We start from the raw sequence: 24,962 nt of genomic DNA, 5'->3' as shown, positions 1-24,962 counted from the left end.
TGCGCCTGGCACCATGGGGCGCTGCGTGCGCGCGGTCGCGGACCGGGCGTTCTGACCGAGGGGAGAGCCGTGGCGGACTGGATCTACATCCTCAATCCTCAACTGGACATGCTGGACGGTGAACCGACCGACCGGGAGACGATCCGGCAACTGGCCGAGGAGGAGCCCGAACTGGAGCTGTGGCTCAGCCGCCGTAACCGCATGAAGCCGGGGGACCGGCTCTGGTTCTTCTTCACCCAGCCCGACGCGGCGGTCTGCGCGGTGGGCGAGGTCGACGAGGAACCCTGGCAGGACCCCGACGACCCCGAGGTCTCCTACCTCGTCGGCGCGACCCTGCTCACCGAGGCGACGAAGGCGCTGTCCCGCGACCCGGTGGGCCGCGGGCAGCTGGGTCTCGGGCAGGTGCGGTCGGTGCAGAAGGTGAAACCGGAGGCGCTGCCCGTGCTGCTGGAGCGGGCCGGTCTCTGACACCGCCACCGGCTCTTCCCCCGATGAAAGAGAGGCGCGCAGCGTTGCCCCACGCCAAGGACCCCCAGCGGGAACTCTTCGCCCGGCAGTCCCGCGTCCGCGGGCTGATGCTCGGCCTGGCGATCGGAGAGACCCTGGGGGCGGCGCGGGGCACGCTGCCCGCCGCCGGTTCGCTGCCCGCCGGCGTCAGTACGCAACTGGCCTGCTTCACCGCCGAGGGCATCATCCGCGCCCAGGTCCGCGGCAACCACAAGGGCATCTGCTACGCGCCCGGAGTGGTCCTGCACGCCTACAGCCGCTGGGCCCACCTGCAGGGCATCGCCCGCGAGGCGATGCGGCGCCGCTGGAATCCGTACGACCACAAGCCCTGGCCGGACGGCTGGCTCGCGGACGTGCCCGCGCTGGCCGAACGGCGCGGCAGCGCACCGGCGACGGTGACGGCCCTGTCCCGCATCGAGCGGGGCGAACCGGGGATGGCCACCGCGAGCCGGGGCTGCCACGCGCTGACCCGGACGCTCCCGGTCGCGGCCACCGGCCCCGGCGGCGTCGCCCAGGCCGCCGCACTCGCCGCGCTCACCCACGGCGACCCGGCCGCGCAGAGCGCCACCGTGCACGCGGCCTTCCTCGCCCACCACTGCCTGACCCATACGCCGGCGCGACCCGACGAGGCCGTACGGGAAGCGCTGCACGCGGGCCTCACCGCCCTCCCGGCCAAGGACCGCCCGGTGACCGAGCAGGAGCACGCCCTGCTGACGGCGGCCCTCAGCCGCGCGGCCGACGAGCCCGCACACCCCGGCCACCTGGCCCGGCTCGCCCCGGACGCCACCGCCCCCGCGGCCCTGCTGGGCGGCATCTACGCGGCGGCCTCCTTCCCCGGCCGCGCCGACATCCGCACCGCCCTCACCTTCGCCGCCGCGGCCCCCGACGGAGACTCCGTCGCCTGCGTGACCGGCGCGCTCCTCGGGGCCGTCCACGGGGTCGAGGCCCTGCCCGCCGACCTGATCAGCCGTCACGAACTGGCCTGGGTCCTGGACACGCTGGCCCGCGACATGACCCTGGAACTCGACGACTCACCCAGCGGCATGGAGTTCGTACCGGCCTGGGACCCGCGGTGGTGGGAGCGGTATCCGGGATGGTGACGCCTCGCGGGACGTGAGGAGCGCCCCGCGCCCCACCGGACGTGAACACCCGGGCGTGAACACCCGGACGTGAACACCCGGACGTGAGCGTCAGCGTGCGGCGAGGTCCAGCTCCTGCGGGTGCACCGGCACCGTGTCCGGCACGCGGTGCGCGCACCGCCACAGCCACACCACGTCCCGGCCGAAGGACCACGTCAGCAGCCCCAGCGCCAGCAGCACCACCCCGATGCCCGCCGTGCCCGGCAGCAGGCGGGAGGACGCGAGCAGCAGAAGGATCCCCTGGAGCGCGGCCACCGTCTTGCGGGCGGTGCTCGGCGGGAGCGGGGCGGTCAGCCAGGGCCACACCCGGGCCGCGGCGACGAACACATAGCGCATCGCACCGATCAGCAGCACCCACGGGCCGAAGTCCAGTGCCACGTACACGCTGAGCACCAGGATCAGGAACGCGTCGACCTCCATGTCGAAGCGGGCGCCCAGCGCGGTCGTGGTGCCGGTGCGGCGGGCCACCTTGCCGTCCACGCCGTCCAGCAGCAGCGCCACCGCCGTCAGCGCGACGAACAGCGTCACCGGCGGCGCGCTCTCGAAGGAGTCCGCGACCAGCGCGGTCACCCCGCCGACCAGGGTCGCCCGGCCGAGGGTCACGCGGTTGGCGGGGCCGAAGGAGTCCAGCCCGGAGCGGTGCAGGGCCCGCGACAGCACCGCCCAGCTGATGACGGCGAACACCAGCCCGGTCACCCACCCCACCGGACCGAGGCCTATCGCCGCGCCGAGCAGGGCCAGCAACACCAGCTGCACGCCCGCACCCACGGCGGGCTCCTGCTGGACCGGCCTTGCCGCGTACATGTTGTTCAGGGCCACCGAACACCCTCCGGCCGAGTGACAGAGTCGATCAACGCCGCGTACTGTGCGCGGCCTGTGCACATGCCGGTACGTGCACCGCCTTCCGATCGTTCAGGAGGATGCCGATGAGCCGTTCAGCACGCGCGTTCTGGCTTCGCTCGCCCGGGACCGGCGAGATCCGCGACGTCGCCCTGCCGGAACCCGCGGCGGGGGAGGCGGTGGTGCGCACGCTCTACAGCGGGGTCAGCCGCGGCACCGAGACCCTCGTCCTGCGCGGCGGGGTGCCCGCGAGCCAGTACGCGGCGATGCGCGCGCCGTTCCAGGAGGGCGACTTCCCCGGCCCGGTGAAGTACGGCTACCTCAACGTCGGCGTGGTCGAGGAGGGGCCGGCGGAACTGACCGGCCGTACCGTCTTCTGCCTGTACCCGCACCAGACGCGGTACGTCGTTCCGGCGGCCGCCCTCACCGTCGTCCCCGCCAGCGTGCCGGCCGAGCGGGCTGTGCTGGCCGGCACCGTGGAGACCGCCGTGAACGCGCTGTGGGACGCGGCGCCGCTGGTCGGGGACCGGATCGCGGTGGTCGGCGGCGGCATGGTGGGCTGTTCGGTCGCCGCCCTGCTCGCCCGCTTCCCGGGCGTCCGCGTCCAGCTGGTGGACACCGACCCTGGCCGCGCCCGCACCGCCGAGGCGCTCGGCGTCGGCTTCGCCACGCCCGGGGACGCGCTCGGCGACTGCGACCTGGTCGTGCACGCCAGCGCCACCGAACAGGGCCTCACCCGCGCGCTCGAACTCCTCGCCGCCGAGGGCACGGTCGTCGAACTGAGCTGGTACGGCGACCGCGCGGTCCGGCTCCCGCTCGGCGAGGCCTTCCACTCCCGGCGCCTGACGATCCGCGCCAGCCAGGTCGGCACCGTCTCCCCGGCCCGCGCCTCCCGCTCCTACGGCGACCGCCTCGCCCTCGCCCTCGACCTGCTCGCCGACCCCGCCCTCGACGCCCTCGTCACCGGCGAGTCCGCCTTCGAGGAGCTGCCCGAGGTGCTGCCCCGGCTCGCATCGGGGGAGGTCCCGGCGCTGTGCCACCGGATCCGCTACGCCGGAGCGAGCGCCCGACCCGAGTGAAAAGGGTGACAGACGCTGAACACGGGGGAGGAAGGAGCCGTACTGGAAGGCATCCCCGGCGGCCATCGGCCGGGGGCCGACGCGCCGCACCTGGAGGGTCGTCCGTTGTTCAGTGTCACCGTCCGCGATCACATCATGATCGCCCACAGCTTCCGCGGCGAGGTCTTCGGGCCCGCACAGCGCCTGCACGGGGCGACGTTCCTGGTGGACGCCACCTTCCGGCGCGAGGAGCTGGACGACGACAACATCGTCGTCGACATCGGACTGGCCACCCGCGAACTGGGCGCGGTCGTCGGCGAGTTGAACTACCGCAACCTCGACAACGAGCCCGACTTCGCCGGGATCAACACCTCCACGGAGTTCCTCGCCAAGGTCATCGCGGACCGCCTCGCCGAACGCGTCCACAAGGGCGCGCTGGGCGAGGGCGCCCGGGGCATCGCCGCCCTCGGCGTCACCCTCCACGAGTCCCATGTGGCGTGGGCGAGTTACGAGCGTGCGCTGTGACCGGCACGACGACGCGGAAGAACACGACGACGCGGAAGACCACGACGACGCTGAAGAAGCGGCTCGCCCACATACCCGCGCAGCCCGCGCCCCCGACCGACGGCGGGATCATCCCCATGTCCCTGCGCACCGCGCACTTCGTGATGCCGGCCGGCGTCGACGACCCGGCGGCGCCCAGCGGCGGCAACGCCTACGACCGGCGCGTGAGCCTGGACCTGCCCGGCTTCGGCTGGCAGCCGCACGCCCACCTGGCGGCCGGCGTCTGGCCCCGCCCGGACGCCGCCGCCCGCGCCCGACTGGACCGCACCCTGCGGGAGATCCCCGACGGTTCGGTGGTCCTGCTGGACGGACTGGTCGCCTGCGGCCTACCGGAGATCGTCGTCCCGGCGGCACGGCGGCTGTCCCTCGCCGTCCTCGTGCACCTCCCGCTCGGCGACGAGACCGGCCTCGACCCGGCCGTCGCCGCCGACCTGGACACGCGGGAGCGGGCTGTGCTGCGGGCCGTACCGGCGGTCATCGCCACCAGCGCGTGGGCCGGACGCCGGCTCGTCGCCCACCACGGCCTCGCCCCGGACGCGGTGCATGTCGCCGCCCCCGGCGCCGACATCGCCCCCCTCGCGCCCGGCACCGACGGCGTCTCCCGCCTGCTGTGCGTCGCCGCCGTCACCCCGCGCAAGGGCCAGCACCGGCTGGTGGAGGCCCTCGCCCAGGTCACCGGCCTGCCGTTCCGCTGCGAACTGGTCGGCGGGATCACCCAGGACCCGGCCTACGTCTCCCGCGTACGGTCGTCGATCCGCTCGTACGGCCTCGACGACCGCGTCGGCCTCACCGGGCCGCGCACGGCCGCCGCCCTCGACGCGTCCTACGCCGCCGCCGACCTGATGGTCCTCGCCTCCTCCGGCGAGACCTACGGCATGGCGGTCACCGAGGCCCTGGCGCGCGGTGTCCCGGTGCTGGCCACCGACGTCGGCGGCCTGCCCGAGGCGCTCGGCCGCGCCCCCGACGGCACCCGGCCCGGCCTCCTCGTCCCCCCGGACGACCCCGCCGCCCTCGCCACGGCCCTGCGCGCCTGGTTCGGCGACCCGGAGCTGCGCCGGCGCCTCAAGGCCGCCGCGCGCGCCCGCCGGGCCGCCCTGAGCGGCTGGGGCACCACCGCACAGCGCCTGGCCGCCGTCCTCGGCAGGCTCCCGGCACCGACCGGGAGGCCGTCATGACACAGCCGGCAACCGACGCCGTGATCCCCGGCGCCGGGCCCGTGGGCGCGCCGGGGGAGCGGGCCACCCTGCGGCTGCGGCCCGGCGCACCGCAGGAGCCGCCCCGGTACGCGCCCGAGTGGCTGCGGCTGCGGGAGCCCGTCGACGCCGCGGCGCGGGCGGAGGCGCTCCTGGAACCGCTGCGTCACCGCATCACCGGCCGGCCCGGCCGGTCCGGCGGCCTGGTGATCCACGACCTGGGGTGCGGCACCGGTTCGATGGGCCGCTGGCTGGCGCCCCGGCTGGACGGCCCCCAGCACTGGGTCCTGCACGACCGCGACCCCTACCTGCTGCACTTCGCCGCGGCCGGCGCCCCGCGCGCCGCCGCCGACGGCAGCCGGGTCACCGTGGAGACCCGGCGCGGCGACGTCGCCCGGCTCACCCCGGACGCCCTGGCCGGCGCCCGGCTGGTCACCGCGTCCGCGCTGCTGGACATGCTGACCCGCGAGGAGGTCGCCGCGCTCGCCGCCGCGTGCGCCGGAGCCGGCTGCCCGGCGCTGCTCACCCTCTCCGTCGCCGGACAGGTGGAGCTGACCCCGGGCGACCCCCTGGACGCGGAGATCACCGCCGCCTTCAACGACCACCAGCGGCGCACCGGGCTGCTCGGCCCCGACGCGGTCACCGCGGCCTGCGAGGCGTTCGCCGCGCACGGCGCCACCGTGCGGGTCCGCCCGAGCCCCTGGCACCTGGGGCCCGGCGACCCGGAGCTGACGGCGCAGTGGCTGCGCGGCTGGGTCGGCGCCGCCGTGGAACAACGCCCGGAGCTGGCCGAACGGGCCCGCGCCTACCTGGCGGACCGGCTGACGTCGCTGGCGGCGGGCGCCCTGCGCGCGGTGGTCCAGCACTGCGACCTGCTGGCCCTGCCCCGCACCGACGGCGGCGCGTCATGAGGGCCGGTACGGACCGCCCGGCCGCCGGCCGCGGCGAAGCCACCGCCCCGGCGGCTGTCGCCCTGGCGCCCGAGGCGGACGGGCCGGGACCCCGACCGGGACGCACCGACGCCGGCCCCGGTGCCCTCGCCGACGTGACGGCGCCACGCCCCGGCACCGGCGCGGTCCCGGCCACGCGAGCGGTCGGTTCGACGACCGGGGACGGTGACGGCGGCTCGGTTGGGGCGGGGGCGGGGGACGGCCGCGCAGGTTCGGTCCAGGTGGGTGCGGGGGTCGGCCATGCAGGCTCGGCTGGGCCCGGAACCGGCAAGGCTCGGGCAGGTTCGGTCGGGTCGGGGGCGCGGGACGGCCGCGCAGGCTCGGCCGGGCCCGGAACCGGCAGGGGCCACGCAGGTTCGGCCCAGGTGGGTGCGGGGGACGGCCATGCAGGCTCGGCTGGGCCCGGAACCGGCAAGGCTCACGCAGGCTCGGTCGGGTCGGGGGTGGGGGACGGCTACGCAGGCTCGGTCGGGCCGGGAGCCGGCAAGGCTCGCGCAGGTTCGGTCCAGGTGGGGGTGGTGGACGGCCGCGCAGGCTCGTCCGTGGCGGCCCCCGAGCCCGCCTCCGGCGCTGGCGTGGCACGCCCCGGGCAGGCGGCGGGGACGCCCCGTGCGGTCCTCTCGGCGGCCGGAGCCCGGCGTGGCGGTTCCGCCGGGGCCGTCCCGGGCGTGCCGTCGTCCCGGCCCGCACCGCGTCCGTCCCCTTCCCTCCGCCGTCACCTCGGCACGCTCGCCGGGGTGTTGATCGTCGGGCTGCTGGTCTGGCGGCTCGGGACCGGGGCCTTTCTCGACGGGCTGCGCAGGATCGACGTGCCGACGCTGGCCCTGGCGGTCGGGATCGGCGGGGTCACCACGGCGTGCAGCGCCTGGCGCTGGGCGCTCGTGGCGCGCGGCCTCGGCATCCGCCTGCCCTTCGGCACCGCCCTCGCCGGCTACTACCGCGCGCTGTTCCTCAACGCCGCCCTGCCCGGCGGTGTCCTCGGCGACGTGCACCGCGCGGTGCGGCACGGGCGCAGCGCCGGTGACGTGGGAAGAGGCGTGCGGGCGGTCGTGCTGGAACGCACCGCCGGGCAGATCGTGCTGACCGTGGCCGGACTGTTCGTACTGCTCGTCGTGCCCTCCCCGGTCCGCGGCGACGTACGGCACGCCGTCCCGCTCGCCGCCCTCGCCGCCGTGGGAGCGCTGGCCGTCGGGCTCGCCGTCCGCATGAACCGCGCACCCGGTGAGCCCGCCCGGCGCGCGCGGGCGACGCGGGCGGCGCTGGCGGAGGCCCGCGAGGGGCTGCTGTCGCGGCGCAACGGGCCCGGCGTGCTGCTCTCCTCGGTGGTGGTGCTCGCCGGGCACCTGGCGACGTTCGCCCTCGCGGCCCGGGCCGCCGCGCCCGGCACCCCCCTCGTCACCCTGCTGCCGCTCGCCGTCCTCGCCCTGCTCGCGATGGGACTGCCGCTGAACGTCGGCGGGTTCGGGCCGCGCGAGGGCGTGACCGCGTGGGCGTTCGGCGCCGCCGGACTCGGCGCGGACACCGGGCTGGCCGTCGCGGTCGTCTACGGCGTGCTGTGCCTCGCCGCCGCCCTGCCCGGTGTGCTGATGCTTCCCGCGCGCGGCTACCCCTCCGCGGCCGCCGTCAGCAGCGCGAAGTACGCACCGAAGGAGTCCGCGAGGCTCGCCAGCAGCTCCCTGCCCTTGCCGGCCGAGCCCAGCGAAGGACGGCCGATGACGCCGGAAGCCGTATAGGCCGACATGCCCACGGTGAGCAGATGCCGGCGGTCGTCGCAGACGACGTCGGCGGACTCGTATCCGGGCCGGACGAATTCGGGGTGAGCGTGCAGCAGAACGGACGTCTCGATCTCTCCCGCGTGCATGTCGGTGAGCAGCGACGTGGCCACGCCCGCCCGCACACGGGCCGCCTCCCAGTCCTCCGGGGCCGGGAAGAGCGCCATGCGCTCGCCGCGGGCGGAGGCCTCCTGGACGACGTTGCCGAGTACGTAGTTGCCGCCGTGGCCGTTGACGACGACCAGGGCCTCGACGCCGGAGCGGCGCAGCGAGGCGGCGATGTCCCGGACCACCGCGTGCAGGGTCACCGCGGAGATGCTGACGGTGCCCGGCCACCCGGCGTGCTCGTGCGAGCAGGAGATCGTCACCGGCGGCAGGAGCTGCACCGGGTACGCGGCGGCGAGCTCCCGGGCGATCGCACAGGCGACGAGGGTGTCCGTCGCCAGCGGAAGGTACGGGCCGTGCTGCTCGTGGCTGCCGACGGGAAGGACGGCGACCCGTGCTGAACCGTCCGCCGCCCGCGCCCGTACGTCTTCCGTGGTGTCGGCGGGCAGCAGACCGTGACCCGCCGGCACCGGACCGTCTCCCGCCGTCACCGAGCCCGAACCACTCATGTTTTCACGGCCTTTCGTACAGAGCTGAGGAATCAGATCATGACAGAGAACAGCACGGCGCCCCTCGGCGTCCTCGGCGAGAAGCAGGACCGGCGCACGGGTGTGGAACGCGTCGTGAACGCCCCCCTGCCGACGGCGTACGGCGTGTTCCAGGCGATCGGTTTCCTGGACCACGACCGTGGCGAGGAGCAGGTCGCGCTCGTGCACGGCGATCTCGGCACACAGAACGTCCTGACCCGGCTGCACTCGGAGTGCCTCACCGGGGACGCGTTCGGCTCCCGGCACTGCGAGTGCGGCGACCAGCTGGCCGCGGCGCTGCGCGCGGTCGTCGCCGAGGGCAGCGGTGTCGTGCTGTATCTGCGGGGTCACGAGGGCCGGGGCATCGGACTGCTGGCCAAACTGCGGGCGATGGCGTTGCAGGCGGAGGGCCTGGACACCGTCGAGGCCAACCTGGCGCTGGGGCTGCCGGTGGACGCCCGCGACTACGGCGTGGCCGCCGGGATGCTGCGCGACCTGGGCGTGGACTCGGTGCGGCTGATGTCCAACAACCCGCTCAAACGCGAGGCGCTGGTGGCGCACGGCATCGGCGTCGCCGAGCAGGTGCCGCTGCTGATCCCGCCGTGCGAGAACAACATCACCTATCTGCGCACCAAGCGGGAGCGGATGGACCACCACCTGCCGCACCTGGACGCGGTGGCCCACTGGTCCTGACCGACCCGGGCCCGGCTCAGTCGGCGACCGCCTCGTGGACGAGCCGTCTCAGCTCCGGGAACAGCCGCAGCGACCGCCTGGGCCGCAGCTGGGTCAGGAACTGCACGGTCAGCTCCCGGCCCGGATCCACCCAGAACGTCGTCGTCGCCACCCCGCTCCAGCCGTAGGTGCCGGGTCCGGCCGGTGCCAGGGTGCGGGCGGGGTCGACGACGACGGACACGCCGAGGCCGAACCCGACGCCGTCGTTGCCGGGTTCGTCGTGCGCCGGGCGGCTGCCGAAGGACCTCAGGTCGGCGCCGCCCGGCAGCTGGTTGCGGGTCATCTCCGCCGCCGTCCGAGGCGCGAGCAGACGTACGCCGTCGAGTTCGCCGTGGCGGCGCAGCATCTCCATGAAGCGGTGCCAGTCGGGCGCCGACGTCACCAGGCCGCCGCTGCCGGACAGGAACCGGGGCCGTCCGCGCACCGGCAGTCCCGGGATCGGCGTGATGCCGCCGTCGTCCGCGTCGCCGTACAACTCCGCCAGTCGCGGGGCCTGTTCGCCGGTCACGTGGAAGCCGGTGTCGGTCATGCCGAGCGGGCGGAAGATCCGCTCGGCGAAGAACGCGTCGAGCGGCTGACCGGAGACCACCTCGATCACCCGGCCGAGCACGTTGGAGGCCACCGAGTAGTTCCACTGCGTGCCCGGGTCGAACTGCAGCGGCAGGCTCGCGTACACCTCGATCGTCTCGGCGAGGTCGGAGCCCGGCCGGACCGACGACTCCAGACCCGCCGCCCGGTAGAGGGCGTCCACCGGGTGCGTGTGGTAGAAGCCGAAGGTCAGACCGGCGGTGTGGGTCATCAGGTGGCGGATCAGGAGGGGAGCCGCGGCCGGCCGGGTCCGCACGTCCGGGCCCTCGCCGCCGACGTACACGCGCGGTGCGGCGAACACGGGCAGATACCGCTCCAGCGGGTCGTCGAGCGCCAGCCGGCCCTCCTCCACCAGCAGCAGCGCGGCGACGGCGGTGACCGGCTTGGTCATGGAGTAGATCCGCCACAGCGTGTCCGGCTCGACGGGGGCCTCGGCGGCGAGGTCGCGCAGACCGTGGCAGGTGAGGTGCGCGACGCGCCCCGCGCGCGCGACGCAGATCAGGAACCCGGGCAGCCGGCCCTCCTCGACGAGGCGGGCGACCCGCTGGTCGAGCCGTTCCAGCGCCTTCGCGTCCAGCCCGGCCTCACCCGGTTCGACCTCTTGCCGCAGCAGTGCCATCGCGTGTCCTTCGTCGCAAAGGTCCCTCCACCGGCATACCCCGCCGGCCGGCCGTCAGACGTCACCGCGGGCCGGAAGAGGCGGGATGCGTCCCGGCCACTTCCACCGCCCCCGCCACCTCCGTCGCCCCCGCCACCTCCGTCGCCTCCGCCGCCGCAGGTGCTCCCGCCGCCTCCGCCGCCGTTGCCGCCTCCACCCCCGTTGCTCCCTTTGTCGCCGCCGCCCCCGGCCCGGCGTCCCGCCCCGGCAGCGCCCGCGCCGCCACCGCGGTGACCGCCGCCACCGCGGCCAGGACGAGCAGCGGCACCCGCGGTCCGGCCACCGACCACAGGGTGGTCGCGGTGGCCACGCCCAGGACCGGCCCGATGTTCAGCGCCGTCTGCTGAAGGCCGCCCGCCACCCCCGCCGACCGCGCGGCCGCCTGCCGTACGACGACGTGCGTGGCCGCCACCATCACCGTGCCGAAACCCGCGCCGAGCAGCGCGAACCCGGCACCGAAGGCGAGCGGGCCAGAAGCGCGGGCGAGAACCAGCAGACCGAGCGCGAGCGCGGTCAGCGCGGCGGCGGTCGTGCGGCGGGCACCGGCCCGGCGCAGCGCCACGGCGCACCCGGGCGCGGCCAGGATCATCAGCGCGGCCAGCGGCAGGGCGGTCAGCGCGCAGTGCAGCGGATCCAGGCCGAGGCCGCGCTGGAGGACGTAGACGCACGTGAACAGAGCGCCCTGGAGGGCCGCCGACGCGGCCACCAGCATCCCCAGCGCGGCGCGGACACCGGGTGCGCGGACCGCGTCGGCGGGCACCAGCGGCGCGGGGGTACGACGCTCATGGCGTACGAAGGCCACCGCCGCGCCCGCCGCCGCCGCGAGCTCCAGCCCACGCGCCGGTGTCCACCCGGAAGGGAGCGCGACGAGGGCGTCCACCGAACCGGCCAGACAGAGCGCGAGCAGCGCGGCCCCTGGCAGGTCGAGGCGGGGCGCCGGGTGCTCGCGGCGGGGTGCGTCCGCTTCTCGGCCGGCCAGGGCCGGGAGCGCGAACACCGCCGCCGGTACGACGTTGACGAGGAACACCGCCCGCCAGCCCACCGCCGTCGTCAGCGCCCCGCCGACCAGCGGTCCCGCCGCTGCCGCCAGGCCGATGGCCGCCGTGCGCACGGCGAGCGGCCCGCGCAGCCGGTCCGGCGGGTAGGCGGCGCGCAGCATGCCGAGCGTGGCCGGCTGCAGGAGGGCCCCGAAGACGCCCTGGACGATCCTCAGCCCGACCACCCAGCCCACGCCGGGGGCCACCGTGATCGCCGCCGAGGCCGCGCCGAAGCCGAGCATGCCGACGGCGAAGACGCGCCGGTGCCCGTACAGGTCGGCGAGCCGTCCGGCGAGCACCAGCAGGCCGGCCACCGCGATGAGGTAGCCGGTGCTGGTCCACTGGACCTGGCCGGCCGACGCGTGCAGGTCCGCGCCGAGGGCGGGCTGCACGACGGTGAGGACCGTGCCGTCCAGGGCGACGATCACCGCGCCCGCGACGCTGCACACGAGGGCGGCCCGCCGCTTCACCGGGCCGTCCCGGAGCCGAGGTGGGCGTCGAGTGCGTGGCTGAGCAGCGGGGTGACGTCCTCGCTGCCGACGGCCAGGGGGAGGCTGCCCCAGCGCCACAGCTGGGCGATGCCGTGCAGATTCGCCCACAGCGCGGCCGCGGCCGTGCGCGCGTCGGCGTCCGGCCGGGCCCGGCCCACCAGGTCCACGAGCACGCCGAACAGCGGCAGACTGGTCTCCCGGAGCCCCAGATGCCCGCTCTCCAGCAGGTCGTGACGGAACATCAGCTCGTACATGCCGGGCTGCTCCCGGGCGAAGTCCAGGTAGACGCGGGCGAGTTGCTCCACGCGGGAGCGCGCGGAGCCCCCGGTGTCCAGCGCCGCGACGTGGGCCGCCAGCTCGCCGAAGCCGCGGCGGGCGATGGCGGACAGCAGCTCCAGATGGGTGGGGAACCAGCGGCGCGGCGCCCCGTGCGAGACGCCGGCGCGCCGGGCGATCTCCCGCAGGGTCAGCGCCTGGACGCCCTCGCGGGCGACCAGGTCCACACCGACGTCGACGAGACGGGTCCGCAGATCGGCCGGTTCGGGATCAGTGGTCATGGACAGTGTCTACCAGCAGGGCGTAGACAGTGTCTACTCGGTGGGAATGCGTCGCGCCTCCGGCGAGTTGACCCCACATGACACACGACACGACACAGGACGCGCTGCTCGCCCTCCTCTCCGAGCAGCGCGGAGGGGTGCTGGTCACCCTCAAGCGCGACGGACGTCCGCAACTGTCGAACGTCAGCCACCACTACGACCCCGACGAGCGGGTCGTCCGGATCTCGCTGACCGACGACCGCGCCAAGACGCGCAACCTGCGCCGGGACCCGCGCGCGTCGTACCACGTCACCAGCGCCGACCGCTGGGCCTACACGGTCGTCGAGGCGACCGCCGAGCTGACGCCGGTGGCGCAGGACCCGCACGACGAGACCGTGGAGGAACTGGTCCGTCTCTACCGCGCCGTCGCGGGCGAGCATCCCGACTGGGACGACTACCGTGCCGCGATGGTCCGCGACCGCCGCCTGGTCCTGCGGCTGCCGGTGGAGCGGGCGTACGGCATCCCCAAGGGCGCCAACGACGGCTGACGGCGCCGGCTGATCAGCCTTCGGCCGGCGCCTTGTTCTGCGCCTCGGCCGGCGCTACGGTCCGCGCCTCGGTAGCGGTAACGGTCGGCGCGTCCATCATCGCGTCGCTCGACGCCTCGGCCGGTGCCTCCGTCCGCGCCTCGATCGCGCGCAGGACGGCGATCATGTCGGCGCCGCCGTGCCCGAGGGCCACCGTCTCCTCGAACAGTGCGTGGCAGGCGTCGAGGAGCGGTGAGGCGAGCCCTCGGGTGCGGGCGGCCTCGGCGATCAGCCGGTTGTTCTTCAGGACGTCCAGCGCGGCCGCCTGCACCGCGAAGTCCCCGGCCAGCAGCTTGGGCGCCTTCATCCGGGACACCGCGCTGGCCATGGGCCCGGCGTCCAGTACGTCGAGGAACAGAGCGTGGTCCAGCCCGTGCCGCGCGGCGAAGTGGAACGCCTCGGTCAGTCCGGTCACCTGGGTGATCAGGAAGAGGTTCACGGCCAGCTTCATCAGCAGCGCGTTCGGGGCGGCACCGCACACGAACGTCCGGTGGCACATCGGCGCCAGCAGCGGACGTACGGCGGACACCGCATCCTCCTCGCCCGCCAGCAGCGCCACCAGCCGGCCCTGCTCGGCCGGCACCCGCGATCCGGAGACGGGGGCCTCGACGTACCGCCCGCCCGCCGCGCGCACCTCCGCCTCCAGGGCGCGGGAGTACGCGGCGGAGGTGGTGCCCATGTGGACGACCGTCCGTCCGGCCACCCGCGCGGCGAAGTCACCGCTGTGACGGGCGAGTACGGCGTCGACGGCCGTCTCGTCGGCCAGCATCAGCAGCACGGCGTCGGCCCCGGCGAACACCTCGGCGGCGTCGGCGGCCACCGTGGCGCCGGCCGCGCGCAGCGGTTCGGCGCGGGCCGGCGTGCGGTTCCACACGGTCAGCGGGGTTCCGGCGGCGGCCAGACGCAGCGCCATCGGCTGCCCCATGACGCCGAGACCGATGAAGCCGACGTGCATGCGTCCGCCCTCCTCCGCACTCGCTATGACAGCCGTCATAGTAGCGCTCCTCCATGACCGTCGTCATAGCCGGCCGTCCGGCCCTACCCTGGGCGCAGGCTCGGCGAACGGTTTCAGGAGGTCGGAGATGACGGGGTCCGGACCGGGACCACGGGAGCGGATGGTCTTCAGCGCGGCCCAGCTCATCCGGCGCGACGGCGTGGGCGCGACCGGGATGCGCGACGTCGCCGCGCACGCCGAGGCGCCCCGCGGCTCGCTCCAGCACTACTTCCCCGGCGGCAAGGAACAGCTCGTCAACGAGGCCGTCGGCTGGGCCGGCCGGTACGCTGCCCGGCGCGTGCCCCGCTTCCTCGCGCGGCTCGACGACCCCACGCCCAGCGGGCTGTTCGCGGCGATGGCGCGCCAGTGGATCGACGAGTACGAGAGCGGGGGCTTCGCCACGGGATGCCCGGTCGCCGCGGCCACCGTCGACTGCTCGGCGTCCGGAACGACGACCCGCGAGGCCACGGCCGGGGCGTTCGCCACCTGGACCAGCGCGGTGGCGGAGGCGCTGGCCGGCATGGGCGTGCCCGCGGACCGGGCCCGCTCCCTGGCCACGCTGATGATCAGCGCGCTGGAGGGGGCCATCCTCCTCGCCCGCAGCGAACGCGACACCCGCGCGCTGCACACGGTCGTGGAGGAGTTGGGCCCCCTGCTGGATGCCGCGGCGGCACCCCGGTAGGCGGCGGTGTCAGCCGGCAGGGAAACCGTGCCGGCGCGCTCCCGCCGCCACCGCCGGCACCGGCGCCATCAGCGTGAGCACCGTCCAGGGGAAGGCGTCCGCGCCGAACCGGTCGAGCAGCAGGCCGCCGAGGACACCGCCGGCCGCCATCGCCGCGTTCCACAGCGTGACCAACACCGCCTGCGCGGCGTCGGCACGCGTCCCGCCCGCCTCCGCCGCGGCGGTTTGCGGCAGCGTCGGCACACCGCCCCAGCCGAGGCCCCACAGCCCGGCCGCGACGTACACCAGCGTCGGGACGTCGGCGAAGAGGCTCAGCGCGGCCGCGGCCCGGCGACCAGCAGCGTGGCCGCCACGCTGAGCACGCGCAGCCGGCGGTCGACGCGGGCGCCGACGTACCGGATGCTCACCAGGGACGCCGCGCCGAACACCAGCAGCCCCGCGCCGGCCGAGCCGCCCATGCCGGACCGGTCGAGGAACGCGGCGATGTAGGCGTACAGCACGGCGTGCGCGAGCACGAAGACCAGCGTGACGATGCCGGTCGTCACCACCGCGACCGCCCGGCCGCGCAGCGCGGTGGCGCCAGGGTGCGGGCGTATCCGGCGAGCAGGGCCTAGGCGAGCCCGGCCGCCACACCGGCGAGGAACCGGGCCGCCAGGGTGAGCGGGTGGTTCGCGGAGACGGCGGTCACGGTGTGGGCGAAGCCGGCCATCGCGGTCAGCAGCAGCCGCTTGCGCCGCCAGGCCGCGGTGGCCACCAGTTTCGAGCGCCGGTGCCGGATCAGTTCAGCGCGGGGCGGACGGGGAGCCGCTGCGGCGGCGGAAGGTGCGGCGGTAGGTGTCCGGGGGCACGCCGACCCGGTGGCTGAAGTGCCGGCGCAGCGTTGTGGCGGTGCCCATGCCGGTGGCCGCCGCGATGGCGTCGACCGTGCCGTCGGTGGTCTCCAGCAGCTCCTGCGCGAGGCGGATCCGCTGGGTCAGCAGCCATTGCAGCGGGGTGGACCCCGTCAGCGACCGGAAGTGGCGGCCGAGATGGCGTGAGCTCATCCGCGCCTTGCGGGCCAGGTCCTCGACGGTCAGCGGACGGTCCAGGTTCTCCAGCGCCCAGGGCAGGAGACCGGCGAGCGGATGACGGCCCGGTGCCGGGACCGGCGTGGTCACGAACTGAGCCTGGCCGCCCTCGCGGTGCGGCGGCACGACCAGGCGCCGGGCCACCGCGTTGGCGACCGACGAACCGTGGTCGAGGCGGACGAGGTGGAGGCAGAGGTCCAGCGCGGCGGCCTTGCCGGCGGAGGTGAGCACGCTGCCGTTGTCGACGTACAGCACGTCCGGATCGACCTCGACCGCCGGATGGCGGGCGGCCAGCGCGGCGGTGTGCGCCCAGTGCGTGGTCGCGCGCCTGCCGTCCAGCAGCCCGGCCGCGGCCAGCACGAACGCTCCCGTGCACAGCGAGGCGACGCGTGCTCCCGCCGCGTGCGCCGCGCGCACCGCACGCACGAGGCCGGCGGGCGGACTCACGTCGACGTCGGCCCACCCGGGGACGATCACCGTGTCCGCGTGGGCCAGCCGGTCGAGGCCGTGGTCGGGCTCCAGCAGGAAGCGGCCGACCCGTACGGCGGCCGGGCCGCAGACGGCCACGTCGTACCAGGGCCCGGGCACCGTGGCCGGAGCGGAGCCGAACACCTCGTACGCCACGGACAGTTCGAAGTGCAACATGCCGTCGGTCACCGCCAGTGCGACCGTTCCCGCCCTCGGATCCATGTCCGGAACTGTACGGGTGATGTCGTTCCCGACACTCGCGAGGGGTGCACGGCGGCCGACAGGATGAGCACAGTTGACCGTTCAAGCGGAGGAGAGCGTCATGGCAGCGGGGCAGAGGGTGGCCGTGTACGGGGCGTACGGGCACACCGGCCGGTTCGTGGTGGCCGAGTTGCTGGACCGCGGATTCGTCCCCGTCCTCTGCGGCCGCGACGCCGGGAAGCTGCGGGCGGCCGCCCATCCGGGGCTCGAGGTCCGGCCGGCGCCGGTCGACGACGCGGCCGCCCTCGACCGTGCCCTGGCCGGCGCGGCGGCCGTGATCAACTGCGCCGGGCCGTTCGCCGCGACCGCCGCTCCGCTGATCGAGGCGGCTCTGCGTGCCGGGATTCCCTACGTGGACGTGGCAGCCGAGATCGAGGCCAACGCCGACACCTTCACGCACTTCACCGACCGCGCGCGGGCCGCGGGCGCGGTGATCGTCCCGGCGATGGCCTTCTACGGCGGCTTCGGCGACCTGCTGGCCACCGCGGCGATGGGCGACTGGACGGCGGCGGACGAGGCGCACATCGCGTACGCGCTGAACAGCTGGCACCCCACGGCCGGTACGCGTGCGTCGAGCGCGGTGTCCCGGCAGCGGCGGGGCAGCGCACGCATCGTGTACACGAACGGGCGGCTGGAGCACCGCCATGACGATCCGCCGACCCTCGAGTGGGCGTTCCCCGCACCGACCGGTCCCCGCGCGGTCATCGGCGAGTTCACGATGGCGGACGTCATCACCCTCCCCAGCCACCTTTCCATCCCCGAGGTGCGCACCTACATGACGGTCGAGGCGGCCCGGGACGTCGTGGACCCCGACGCGCCCGCCCCGGCGCCGACGGACGAGCGGGGGCGGTCGGCACAGACCTTCCTCGTCGACGTCGTCGTGCGCTCCGGCGGTCGTGAGCGGCGCGCCGTGGCGAGGGGGCGGGACATCTACGCCGTCACCGCGCCGCTCGTCGTGGAGGCGGTCGACCGCATCCTGACGGGACGGACCCGCAGGGCCGGGGTCGCCTCCGCCGGTGCGGTCTTCGACGCGCACGACTTCCTGCGCGCACTGTCCGCGCACCCCACCGTCGAGATCACGGGCGAGTGAGCCCGAGGGCGGCCGGAGGCGGGCTGAGCGTGCCGTTCGGGCCGCGCGTCATCGGGCCGATCCTCCAGGGCAGGCGCTAGCCTCCCAGAGGTGATCAATGGGGCGCACGTGGTGCTGTACAGCCGGGACGCGGAAGCCGACCGGGCCTTTCTCCGGGACGTGCTGGGGTGGCCGCACGTCGACGCCGGCAGCGGCTGGCTGATCTTCCGGATGCCGCCCGCGGAGGTGGCCTGTCATCCGGCGGACGGCGAACCGTCGCACGAGCTGATGCTGATGTGCGACGACCTGACCGCGACCATCGCCGAACTCGCCGGCAAAGGCGTCGACTTCAGCCCCGTGGTGCAGGCGCCCTGGGGCCGTCTCACCGGGTTCCGGCTGCCGGGCGGCGGCGAGATCGGGCTGTACGAGCCACGGCATCCGCGGCCGTAGCGCCGCCCCACGGCACCCGCGGCGGTAGCACGCCCCCCTCCGCACGGTGCCGGGCCCCGGTCGCCGTCGGTACGGCTCCGGGGCCCAGCGGGCATCGGGGGTCAGGCCGTCACCGTCTCCTGCTGGGCCGCCCGGGACAGCGGCCGCTCGCCGAGCAGTTCCGTCGGCACCCGGTGCGTCTCACGCGCCGACAGCGCGGCGATCACCGGCGGCACGCACAGCGCCGCCGTGAACAGTGCCACCGCCGCCCAGTCGTCCCCGCCCGGCCCGGCGATCCGCGCGGCGAACGTCACCGCGAAACCGGCGATGGCGAACCCGGTCTGGGTGCCGACGGCCATGCCGGACAGCCGCACCCGGGTGGAGAACATCTCGCCGTAGAACGCGGGCCACACCCCGTTGGCGGCGCTGTAGACGACCCCGAACGCGAGGACGCCGGACACCAGCGTCAGCGGGTAGGAGTCGGTCGAGATCGCCCACAGGTACAGCGCCATCGTCACCGCGCTGCCCACCGCGCCGATCAGGTACACCGGCCGGCGGCCGATCCGGTCCGACAGCCGCGCCCACAGCGGGATCGCGGCGAGCGCCACCAGGTTGGCGAGCGCACCCACCCACAGCATCCCGGAGCGGTTCATCCCCACCGCGTCGCTGGTGGCGTACGCCAGCGCCCACACCGTGAAGATCGTGCTGACGGAGGCGATCAGCGCGCCCGCGATCACCCGCAGGACGTCCGCCCAGTGCTCGCGCACGAGGACCGCCAGCGGCAGCTTCACCACGCCCTCACTCGCCGCCTGCCGGGTGAACGCCGGCGTCTCCGCCAGCCGGCGGCGCACCAGGTAGCCGACCACCGCGACGACGATGCTCAGCCAGAACGGCACCCGCCAGCCCCACGACAGCAACTGGTCCTCGGGCAGCGCGGCGATCGGCAGGAAGACGAGCGTGGCGATGAGCTGGCCGCCCTGGGTGCCGCTGAGGGTGAAGCTGGTGAAGAACCCGCGCCGGCCCGGCGGCGCGTGCTCCAGCGTCATCGAACTGGCGCTGGCCTGCTCACCGGCGGCCGAGAGGCCCTGGAGCACGCGGCAGGCCACCAGCAGCACCGGGGCGAGGCCGCCGACCTGGGCCCGGGTGGGCAGACAGCCGATCAGGAACGTCGAGACGCCCATCAAGATCAGCGTGAACACCATGATCTTCTTACGGCCCAGCCGGTCGCCGATGTGGCCGAGGAAGAGCGCGCCGATCGGACGGGCGGCGTAGGCGACACCGAACGTGGCGAGCGAGAGCAGGGTCGCGGTCGCCGGGTCGGAGGAGTCGAAGAAGACCCGCGGGAAGATCAGCGCGGCCGCACTGCCGTAGATGAAGAAGTCGAAGTATTCGAGGGCACTGCCGATCCAGGCGGCGGCCGCCGCCTTCCTGGCCTGGCCGGGCGGGGCGGTGGCGTCGTGCGGTGCGGCGGGGACGGACACGGCGTGCTCCTTCGGGGGGACTCCACCGTAGGCGGAACGGAACGGGGTGAGCGGAAACCGCGAGACAACGCGGAACAACGCGGGGCAACGCGGAACAACGCGTGGCAACACGGGACAACGGGGGCAACGCGGGACAACGGGGGAGCGCGTGGGGAGCCGGATCTGCGGCTAATTAACCCACTGGATAGTTAGTCGCGATGGCAAGCGATGTTGCGCCCGTGTTTCCCCGCTGTCAAGAGCCGGCGTCGCCGCAGCGGCCCGCGGACTCAGTCGCCGGCGCGCTCCGCCGTCAGGTACGCGATCACCATGTCGCCCAGCATGGTCCGGTAGCGCTCCCGCTCCGCCGGGTCGAGCAGATCGCGGTCGAACAGCGCCCCGAACGTGTGCCGGTTGGAGACCCGGAAGAAGCAGAACGCGCTGATCATCGCGTGCAGGTCGACGGCGTCGACGTCGGCCGTGAACAGGCCCGAGCGCCGGCCGCCGGCCAGGATGCGGCGGATGACGTCCAGCGCCGGTGAGCCGATTCGGCCGAGCTTCTGCGAGGCCGCGATGTGCCCGGCCTCGTGGATGTTCTCGATGCTGACCAGCCGGATGAAGTCCGGGTGCTGCTCGTGGTGGTCGAACGTCAGCTCCGCCAGCCGCCGGATGGCCGCGACCGGGTCGAGATGCTCGACGTCGAGCTGCTGCTCGGCCTCTCGGATCACCGCGTACGCCCGCTCCAGCACGGCCGTGAACAGCTGCTCCTTGCCGCCGAAGTAGTAGTAGATCATCCGCTTGGTGGTGCGGGTGCGGGCGGCGATCTCGTCGACGCGGGCCCCGTCGTAGCCGGCCCGGGCGAACTCCTGGGTCGCCACATCGAGGATCTCGGCCCGGGTGCGGGCGGCGTCGCGGGTGCGTCCGCCGGTGCGTGCCGGTTCGTCGACGCTGGTCATGGGCTTCCCCCGGTGCGTTGGGCCAGTGCCGCAGATTGTAGAAGGCGGCGGGTGGGCTCTGGGTCGGGGCTTTTCGCGGGGGCGCTCGGCTGATATAGCTAACGTACTGGTTCGTACATTAGCTTCTCGTGCTTTCCCTCCGGAGGTCAGCAGTGCCCGGTGACTCCTTTCTCGTCGGACTGATCGGTTCCGGCATCGGCCCGTCGCTCTGCCCGGCGCTGCACCAGCGGGAGGCGGACCGTCAGGGCCTGCGCTACCTGTACCGGCTCCTCGATCTCGACACGCTGGGACTGGGGCCCGAGGCGGTCGGCGGCCTGGTGCGCTCCGCCCGCGACCTCGGCTACGACGGGCTCAACATCACCCACCCCTGCAAGCAGCTGGTGATTCCCCACCTCGACGCCCTGGACCCGCAGGCCGAGGCGCTCGGCGCGGTCAACACCGTCGTCTTCGACGGCGGCCGGGCCGTCGGCCACAACACCGACGTCACCGGCTTCGCCGCCTCCTTCGCCCGTGGCCTGCCCGACGCCCCGCTGGAGCGGGTCGTGCAGCTCGGCGCGGGCGGCGCCGGCGCGGCCGTCGCGCACGCCGCGCTCACCCTCGGCGCCGGACGGATCACCCTCGTCGACGCCCGGCCGGAGCGCGCCGCCGCCCTCGCCGCGTCCCTCGCCGGGCACTTCGGCGCCGGCCGTGCGGCCGCCGCCGGCCCCGACGAACTGCCCGCGCTGCTCACCGGCGCGGACGGCGTCATCCACGCCACCCCCACCGGCATGGCCGCACATCCCGGCCTGCCGCTCGCCGCCGAACTGCTGCACCCCGGCCTGTGGGTCGCCGAGGTGGTCTACCGCCCCCTGCAGACCGAGCTGCTGCGCACCGCGCGGGCGATCGGCTGCGCCACCCTCGACGGCGGCGGCATGGCCGCCTTCCAGGCCGCCGACGCGTTCCGCCTGTTCACCGGGCGGGAACCCGGCAGTGCGGCGATGCTCGCCGACCTCGCCGCGCTGACCGGCGCCGCCACCACCACGACCCCGTGAGGCCACCGATGCGCACCTGTATCGCCACCGTCTGCCTGAGCGGCTCCCTCACCGAGAAGCTCACCGCCGCCGCCCGGGCCGGCTTCGACGGCGTCGAGATCTTCGAGAACGACCTGCTCGCGAGCCCCCTCACCCCCGAGGAGATCCGCGCCCGCTGCGCCGACCTCGGGCTGAGCATCGACCTCTACCAGCCGATGCGGGACATCGAGGCGCTGCCCGAGGAGGAGTTCACGCGCGCCCTGCGCCGCGCCCGGCACAAGTTCGAGCTGATGCGCCGGCTCGGCGCCGGGACCGTCCTCGTCTGCTCCAGCGTCCACCCGCTCGCCGTCGACGACGACGCCCTCGCCGCCGCCCAGCTCGCCCAGCTCGCCGACCTCGCCCAGGACCACGGCGTCCGCGTCGCCTACGAGGCGCTCGCCTGGGGACGGCACGTGTCGACGTACGACCACGCCTGGCGGATCGTCGAGGCGGCGGACCACCCGGCGCTCGGCACCTGCCTGGACAGCTTCCACATCCTCTCGCGCGGCTCCGACCCGAAGGGCATCGAGGACATCCCGGGGGAGAGGATCTTCTTCCTCCAGCTCGCCGACGCGCCCCGCCCGGCCATGGACGTCCTGCAGTGGAGCCGCCACCACCGCTGCTTCCCCGGCCAGGGCGCCTTCGACGTCGCCGGCCTGGTCCGGCACGTGCTGCGCACCGGGTACGCGGGCCCGCTGTCCCTGGAGGTGTTCAACGACGTCTTCCGGCAGGCCGACCCCGGCCCCACCGCCGTCGACGGCCGCCGCTCGTTGCTGGTCCTCCAGGAGGAGACGGGCGCCGGCTCGCTGCCCGCGCCCGTCGTCCCCACCGGTGTCGCCTTCGCCGAACTCCTCACCCCCGACCCCGCGCCCGCCGCCGCGGTGCTCGGCGCGCTCGGCTTCACCCGCACCGCCCGGCACCGGGGCAAGCCGGTCGACCTGTGGGAGCAGGGTGAGGCCCGGATCCTGCTCAACACCGGCCAGGCCGCCCGCCGCGACGGCACCCGGCTCGCCGCGATCGGCCTCACCTCACCCGACCCGGCCGGCGCCGCCCGCCGCGCCGAGGCCCTGCTCGCCCCCGTGCTGCCCCGCCGCCGCGCCCCCGAGGACGCGCCGCTGGACGCGGTGGCCGCACCCGACGGCACGGAACTGTTCTTCTGCGCGACCGGACGATCCCCCGAACTCCCCGACTGGCGCGCCGACTTCGCCGACCTCGCTCCGGCCTCACGGGACACCGGCATCCGCGCCGTCGACCACCTCGCGCTCACCCAGCCCTGGCACCACTTCGACGAGGCCGCCCTCTTCCACCGCTCCGTCCTCGGCCTGGACGCCCAGGAGAGCGTGGACCTGGCCGACCCCTACGGCCTGATGCGCAGCCGCGCCGTCGCCACCGCCGACGGCGGTGTCCGCCTCGCCCTCACCGTGGGCGCGGCCCCCGGCGATGCCACCGCGCACGCCCGGCACATCGCGCTGGCCTGCGACGACGTGGTCGCCGCGGCGCGCCGCTTCCGCGCGGCGGGCGGCCGGCTGCTGCCGGTGCCCGCGAACTACCACGACGACCTGGCCGCCCGCTTCGACCTGCCCGAGGAGGACCTGGCCGCCTACCGCGACCTCGGCATCCTCTACGACCGCGACGCGCACGGCGGCGAGTTCCGCCACTGCTACACGCGCACCGTCGGCCACGTCTTCTTCGAACTGGTCCAGCGCGACGGCGGCTACCAGGGCTACGGCGCGGCCAACGCGCCGGTGCGGCTGGCCGCGCAGCACACGGCACACGCCCTCACTGGCGGCTGACGGCGCGGGTCACGCCGGTGACCACGGTGGTGGCCAGCAACCAGCCGGCGAGCACCAGGGCATAGGACAGCGCCTGGTACCAGCCCGAGGGGGCGTAGGCGCTCTCCTGCCCGAAGGAGAGCACCGGCAGGAGCAGGTCGAGGGTGTAGAACACCGGCTGGAACGGCGGCGCCTCACCCGGCTTCAGCGGTGCGGGGTGATGCAGGGCGAAGACGGCCGAGCCGACCGCGAGCAGCGACAGAAGCCACACGGCGGCCCGCAGCGGACGGAAGCCGTAGCCTACGGTGACGTCCTGGACCAGGCCCCACAGCCGGCCGTACCAGGGCAGGGTGCGGCGGTGGCGGCGCTGCTTGGCGAGCTGCACGAGCCGGGCGGCGTGGTCGTCACCGGTGCGCCGGTAGGCGGCGGTCAACTGCTCGTAGGAGAAGGGGACATAGCCGTCGCCGTCCCGCTCCAGCACGGGCAGGCGCCGCTGGACGGGTTCGCGTGGGGCCAGCACCCCGTAGGTGAGTCCGTCGAGCAGGACGGAGTCCGGCCAGGTCTCCGGAGCGATGTGCACCATGTCCACCTGCGCCCGGCGGAGATTGAGCGAACCCTGCACCGGGGCGGCTTCGCGCAGCCACAGTTCGCCGATGACGCTGCTGCTGAGCCGCAGGGCCATGCCGCCGGCGTTGGCCAGTCGCGCGTAGGCGAGGTTCAGCTGACCGGGGATGCGCGCGCCGCGCAGTTCCACCAGGCCGCGTGCCGTCAGGCGCATGCCGCGGAAGTCGGCTCCCACCGACAGTTTCTCCGCCTGCAGCGCCGTGTGCCCGGCATGGTTCAGGACCGCGTCGTCGATGTTGACGGACCCGGCCACCGTCGCGCCGTCGAGCCGGAGTTCGCCCTGCACGGTGATCCCCACGGCGACGATGTCCTCGCCGATCGCGGCGTGGTTGAGCTGGAGCGCCGGCTCGGTGGGGTCCGGCGCGGTGAACCGGGCCTCCTCCATGAACAGTGCTCCGCCGATCTGGGCTCCTCCCAGTCGCACCGGTCCCAGGAACCGGCAGCCGGTCAGCCGCAGGACGCCTTGGGTGCTGAGGGTGGCCGCGGTGAGGCCGGGCAGACAGGATCGGCTCAGGTTGAGCTGCCGCAGCCCGGCCCCGTACAGATGCGGGGCAGTGTCGAAGGAGCACTGGCTGAGCCGTACGGCCTGGTCCGTGGTGCCGTACCGCAGGTCGAGCTCCCCGACTATGCGGGCGCCCGCCACCTTCAGCGCCGGTATCCGGCCGGGCTGTCGCGAGCCGTCGACCAGGAGGGCACGCAGCACCGAGGCACGCAGGGTGCGGTGGGCTCCCCAGCTGCCCCCGTCCGCCGCGTCCTCGTCCGCCGCCTCGCGGAAGTCGACGGGCTCCCCGGACGGGAAAGCCCGCCAGACGCGCCGCTCCGCCGGTGTCAGATCGTTGATCTCCATCGG

23 protein-coding genes and 2 pseudogenes are annotated in these 24,962 nt (G+C 74.8%); 14 read left to right on the top strand and 11 right to left on the bottom strand.

The genetic code is table 11. The features are described 5' to 3' along the window. The first annotated feature begins 69 nt into the window (after positions 1-69). A complete protein-coding gene (locus AC0B9F_RS07510) occupies positions 70-468 on the top strand; it encodes a hypothetical protein (RefSeq protein ID WP_471999558.1) in 399 nt (132 codons plus the stop codon). 44 nt (positions 469-512) lie between these two features. Further along, positions 513-1,607, top strand: a complete 1,095-nt coding sequence (locus tag AC0B9F_RS07505) for an ADP-ribosylglycohydrolase family protein (protein ID WP_471999556.1) — start codon at positions 513-515, stop codon at positions 1,605-1,607. 90 nt (positions 1,608-1,697) lie between these two features. On the opposite strand, the gene AC0B9F_RS07500 is transcribed toward AC0B9F_RS07505, so the two are convergent. Beyond that, positions 1,698-2,465, bottom strand: coding sequence for a CDP-alcohol phosphatidyltransferase family protein (locus AC0B9F_RS07500; RefSeq protein WP_471999554.1), 768 nt, complete (start codon positions 2,463-2,465; stop codon positions 1,698-1,700). A gap of 107 nt (positions 2,466-2,572) precedes the next feature. Here AC0B9F_RS07500 and AC0B9F_RS07495 point away from each other — a divergent pair, with 107 nt between their 5' ends. The 5 genes and pseudogenes from AC0B9F_RS07495 to AC0B9F_RS07475 all read left to right on the top strand — a co-directional run. After that, positions 2,573-3,565, top strand: coding sequence for a zinc-dependent alcohol dehydrogenase (locus AC0B9F_RS07495; RefSeq protein WP_471999552.1), 993 nt, complete (start codon positions 2,573-2,575; stop codon positions 3,563-3,565). 105 nt (positions 3,566-3,670) lie between these two features. Next, positions 3,671-4,069, top strand: a complete 399-nt coding sequence (locus AC0B9F_RS07490; protein ID WP_471999550.1) for a 6-pyruvoyl trahydropterin synthase family protein — start codon at positions 3,671-3,673, stop codon at positions 4,067-4,069. Next, positions 4,066-5,283, top strand: a complete 1,218-nt coding sequence (locus tag AC0B9F_RS07485; protein ID WP_471999547.1) for a glycosyltransferase family 4 protein — start codon at positions 4,066-4,068, stop codon at positions 5,281-5,283. The genes AC0B9F_RS07490 and AC0B9F_RS07485 overlap by 4 nt, the downstream gene beginning before the upstream one ends. After that, positions 5,280-6,212 carry a methyltransferase domain-containing protein gene (locus AC0B9F_RS07480; RefSeq protein ID WP_471999545.1) on the top strand — a complete coding sequence of 311 codons (933 nt, stop codon included), beginning with the start codon at positions 5,280-5,282 and terminating at the stop codon, positions 6,210-6,212. Before AC0B9F_RS07485 ends, AC0B9F_RS07480 begins: the two co-directional genes overlap by 4 nt. After that, positions 6,209-7,750: pseudogene (locus AC0B9F_RS07475) on the top strand (lysylphosphatidylglycerol synthase transmembrane domain-containing protein); the annotation flags it as partial. The gene AC0B9F_RS07480 and the pseudogene AC0B9F_RS07475, both read left to right, overlap by 4 nt. Positions 7,751-7,854: 104 nt before the next feature. On the opposite strand, the gene AC0B9F_RS07470 reads toward AC0B9F_RS07475, so the two are convergent. Next, positions 7,855-8,637, bottom strand: coding sequence for a creatininase family protein (locus AC0B9F_RS07470; protein ID WP_471999543.1), 783 nt, complete (start codon positions 8,635-8,637; stop codon positions 7,855-7,857). A gap of 39 nt (positions 8,638-8,676) precedes the next feature. Here AC0B9F_RS07470 and ribA point away from each other — a divergent pair, with 39 nt between their 5' ends. After that, a complete protein-coding gene (gene ribA / locus AC0B9F_RS07465) occupies positions 8,677-9,348 on the top strand; it encodes a GTP cyclohydrolase II (RefSeq protein ID WP_471999541.1) in 672 nt (223 codons plus the stop codon). 16 nt (positions 9,349-9,364) lie between these two features. Here the strand turns inward: ribA and AC0B9F_RS07460 are convergent, their stop codons facing one another. The 3 genes from AC0B9F_RS07460 to AC0B9F_RS07450 form a co-directional block, all read right to left on the bottom strand. Continuing rightward, a complete protein-coding gene (locus AC0B9F_RS07460; RefSeq protein ID WP_471999539.1) occupies positions 9,365-10,594 on the bottom strand; it encodes a serine hydrolase domain-containing protein in 1,230 nt (409 codons plus the stop codon). A 61-nt stretch (positions 10,595-10,655) separates the two neighbouring features. Next, a complete protein-coding gene (locus AC0B9F_RS07455; RefSeq protein ID WP_471999537.1) occupies positions 10,656-12,140 on the bottom strand; it encodes an MFS transporter in 1,485 nt (494 codons plus the stop codon). Then, positions 12,137-12,718 (bottom strand): TetR/AcrR family transcriptional regulator, encoded by a 582-nt coding sequence (locus tag AC0B9F_RS07450; RefSeq protein ID WP_471999535.1) that lies wholly within the window; start codon positions 12,716-12,718, stop codon positions 12,137-12,139. The genes AC0B9F_RS07455 and AC0B9F_RS07450 overlap by 4 nt, the downstream gene beginning before the upstream one ends. A 77-nt stretch (positions 12,719-12,795) precedes the next feature. Between AC0B9F_RS07450 and AC0B9F_RS07445 the strand changes: the two genes are divergently transcribed. Further along, complete coding sequence (locus AC0B9F_RS07445; RefSeq protein WP_471999533.1) at positions 12,796-13,245, top strand: PPOX class F420-dependent oxidoreductase; 450 nt, start codon at positions 12,796-12,798, stop codon at positions 13,243-13,245. 13 nt (positions 13,246-13,258) lie between these two features. Here the strand turns inward: AC0B9F_RS07445 and AC0B9F_RS07440 are convergent, their stop codons facing one another. Further along, positions 13,259-14,239: an NAD(P)-dependent oxidoreductase gene (locus AC0B9F_RS07440; RefSeq protein WP_472000871.1), complete on the bottom strand. Its 981-nt coding sequence runs from the start codon at positions 14,237-14,239 to the stop codon at positions 13,259-13,261. 127 nt (positions 14,240-14,366) lie between these two features. Here AC0B9F_RS07440 and AC0B9F_RS07435 point away from each other — a divergent pair, with 127 nt between their 5' ends. Then, positions 14,367-14,960 carry a TetR/AcrR family transcriptional regulator gene (locus tag AC0B9F_RS07435; RefSeq protein ID WP_471999531.1) on the top strand — a complete coding sequence of 198 codons (594 nt, stop codon included), beginning with the start codon at positions 14,367-14,369 and terminating at the stop codon, positions 14,958-14,960. 9 nt (positions 14,961-14,969) lie between these two features. Here AC0B9F_RS07435 and AC0B9F_RS07430 read toward each other — a convergent pair. Both AC0B9F_RS07430 and AC0B9F_RS07425 read right to left on the bottom strand, forming a co-directional pair. Next, positions 14,970-15,711, bottom strand: a pseudogene (locus tag AC0B9F_RS07430) (MFS transporter); the annotation flags it as partial. A gap of 31 nt (positions 15,712-15,742) precedes the next feature. Next, the gene (locus AC0B9F_RS07425; protein ID WP_471999529.1) at positions 15,743-16,717 is read right to left on the bottom strand and encodes a helix-turn-helix domain-containing protein; all 975 of its coding nucleotides are present in this window, start codon (positions 16,715-16,717) and stop codon (positions 15,743-15,745) included. 100 nt (positions 16,718-16,817) lie between these two features. Here AC0B9F_RS07425 and AC0B9F_RS07420 point away from each other — a divergent pair, with 100 nt between their 5' ends. Both AC0B9F_RS07420 and AC0B9F_RS07415 read left to right on the top strand, forming a co-directional pair. Beyond that, positions 16,818-17,846, top strand: coding sequence for a saccharopine dehydrogenase family protein (locus AC0B9F_RS07420; protein ID WP_471999527.1), 1,029 nt, complete (start codon positions 16,818-16,820; stop codon positions 17,844-17,846). A 90-nt stretch (positions 17,847-17,936) separates the two neighbouring features. Beyond that, positions 17,937-18,275 (top strand): VOC family protein, encoded by a 339-nt coding sequence (locus AC0B9F_RS07415; protein WP_471999524.1) that lies wholly within the window; start codon positions 17,937-17,939, stop codon positions 18,273-18,275. Between the two features lie 101 nt (positions 18,276-18,376). Here the strand turns inward: AC0B9F_RS07415 and AC0B9F_RS07410 are convergent, their stop codons facing one another. Next, positions 18,377-19,735 (bottom strand): MFS transporter, encoded by a 1,359-nt coding sequence (locus AC0B9F_RS07410; protein WP_471999521.1) that lies wholly within the window; start codon positions 19,733-19,735, stop codon positions 18,377-18,379. Positions 19,736-20,001: 266 nt separating this feature from the next. Beyond that, entirely contained in the window at positions 20,002-20,667 is a 666-nt protein-coding gene (locus AC0B9F_RS07405; protein WP_471999519.1) for a TetR family transcriptional regulator, read from the bottom strand. A gap of 152 nt (positions 20,668-20,819) precedes the next feature. Here AC0B9F_RS07405 and AC0B9F_RS07400 point away from each other — a divergent pair, with 152 nt between their 5' ends. Next, on the top strand, positions 20,820-21,698 hold the full coding sequence (locus AC0B9F_RS07400) for a shikimate dehydrogenase (protein ID WP_471999516.1): 879 nt from the start codon (positions 20,820-20,822) through the stop codon (positions 21,696-21,698). Positions 21,699-21,706: 8 nt separating this feature from the next. Next, positions 21,707-23,509, top strand: coding sequence for a bifunctional sugar phosphate isomerase/epimerase/4-hydroxyphenylpyruvate dioxygenase family protein (locus tag AC0B9F_RS07395; RefSeq protein WP_471999514.1), 1,803 nt, complete (start codon positions 21,707-21,709; stop codon positions 23,507-23,509). Here the strand turns inward: AC0B9F_RS07395 and AC0B9F_RS07390 are convergent. Continuing rightward, the gene (locus tag AC0B9F_RS07390; protein WP_471999512.1) at positions 23,496-24,959 is read right to left on the bottom strand and encodes a membrane-associated oxidoreductase; all 1,464 of its coding nucleotides are present in this window, start codon (positions 24,957-24,959) and stop codon (positions 23,496-23,498) included. The genes AC0B9F_RS07395 and AC0B9F_RS07390 overlap by 14 nt on opposite strands. Positions 24,960-24,962: the final 3 nt, after the last annotated feature.

The organism is Streptomyces sp. NPDC097129 (assembly GCF_055668065.1).
Note: the sequence above shows the minus strand (reverse complement) of the source record. Positions and strands in the feature narration are given on the sequence as shown.

Bases quoted from the DNA above. Each gene is read 5' to 3' on its own strand.
- AC0B9F_RS07495 (WP_471999552.1), top strand. From the start codon at position 2,573: ATGAGCCGTTCAGCACGCGCGTTCTGGCTTCGCTCGCCCGGGACCGGC.
- AC0B9F_RS07480 (WP_471999545.1), top strand. From the start codon at position 5,280: ATGACACAGCCGGCAACCGACGCCGTGATCCCCGGCGCCGGGCCCGTG.
- AC0B9F_RS07470 (WP_471999543.1), bottom strand. From the start codon at position 8,637: ATGAGTGGTTCGGGCTCGGTGACGGCGGGAGACGGTCCGGTGCCGGCG.
- ribA (WP_471999541.1), top strand. From the start codon at position 8,677: ATGACAGAGAACAGCACGGCGCCCCTCGGCGTCCTCGGCGAGAAGCAG.
- AC0B9F_RS07460 (WP_471999539.1), bottom strand. From the start codon at position 10,594: ATGGCACTGCTGCGGCAAGAGGTCGAACCGGGTGAGGCCGGGCTGGAC.
- AC0B9F_RS07450 (WP_471999535.1), bottom strand. From the start codon at position 12,718: ATGACCACTGATCCCGAACCGGCCGATCTGCGGACCCGTCTCGTCGAC.
- AC0B9F_RS07445 (WP_471999533.1), top strand. From the start codon at position 12,796: ATGACACACGACACGACACAGGACGCGCTGCTCGCCCTCCTCTCCGAG.
- AC0B9F_RS07440 (WP_472000871.1), bottom strand. From the start codon at position 14,239: ATGCACGTCGGCTTCATCGGTCTCGGCGTCATGGGGCAGCCGATGGCG.
- AC0B9F_RS07435 (WP_471999531.1), top strand. From the start codon at position 14,367: ATGACGGGGTCCGGACCGGGACCACGGGAGCGGATGGTCTTCAGCGCG.
- AC0B9F_RS07425 (WP_471999529.1), bottom strand. From the start codon at position 16,717: ATGGATCCGAGGGCGGGAACGGTCGCACTGGCGGTGACCGACGGCATG.
- AC0B9F_RS07420 (WP_471999527.1), top strand. From the start codon at position 16,818: ATGGCAGCGGGGCAGAGGGTGGCCGTGTACGGGGCGTACGGGCACACC.
- AC0B9F_RS07405 (WP_471999519.1), bottom strand. From the start codon at position 20,667: ATGACCAGCGTCGACGAACCGGCACGCACCGGCGGACGCACCCGCGAC.
- AC0B9F_RS07395 (WP_471999514.1), top strand. From the start codon at position 21,707: ATGCGCACCTGTATCGCCACCGTCTGCCTGAGCGGCTCCCTCACCGAG.
- AC0B9F_RS07390 (WP_471999512.1), bottom strand. From the start codon at position 24,959: ATGGAGATCAACGATCTGACACCGGCGGAGCGGCGCGTCTGGCGGGCT.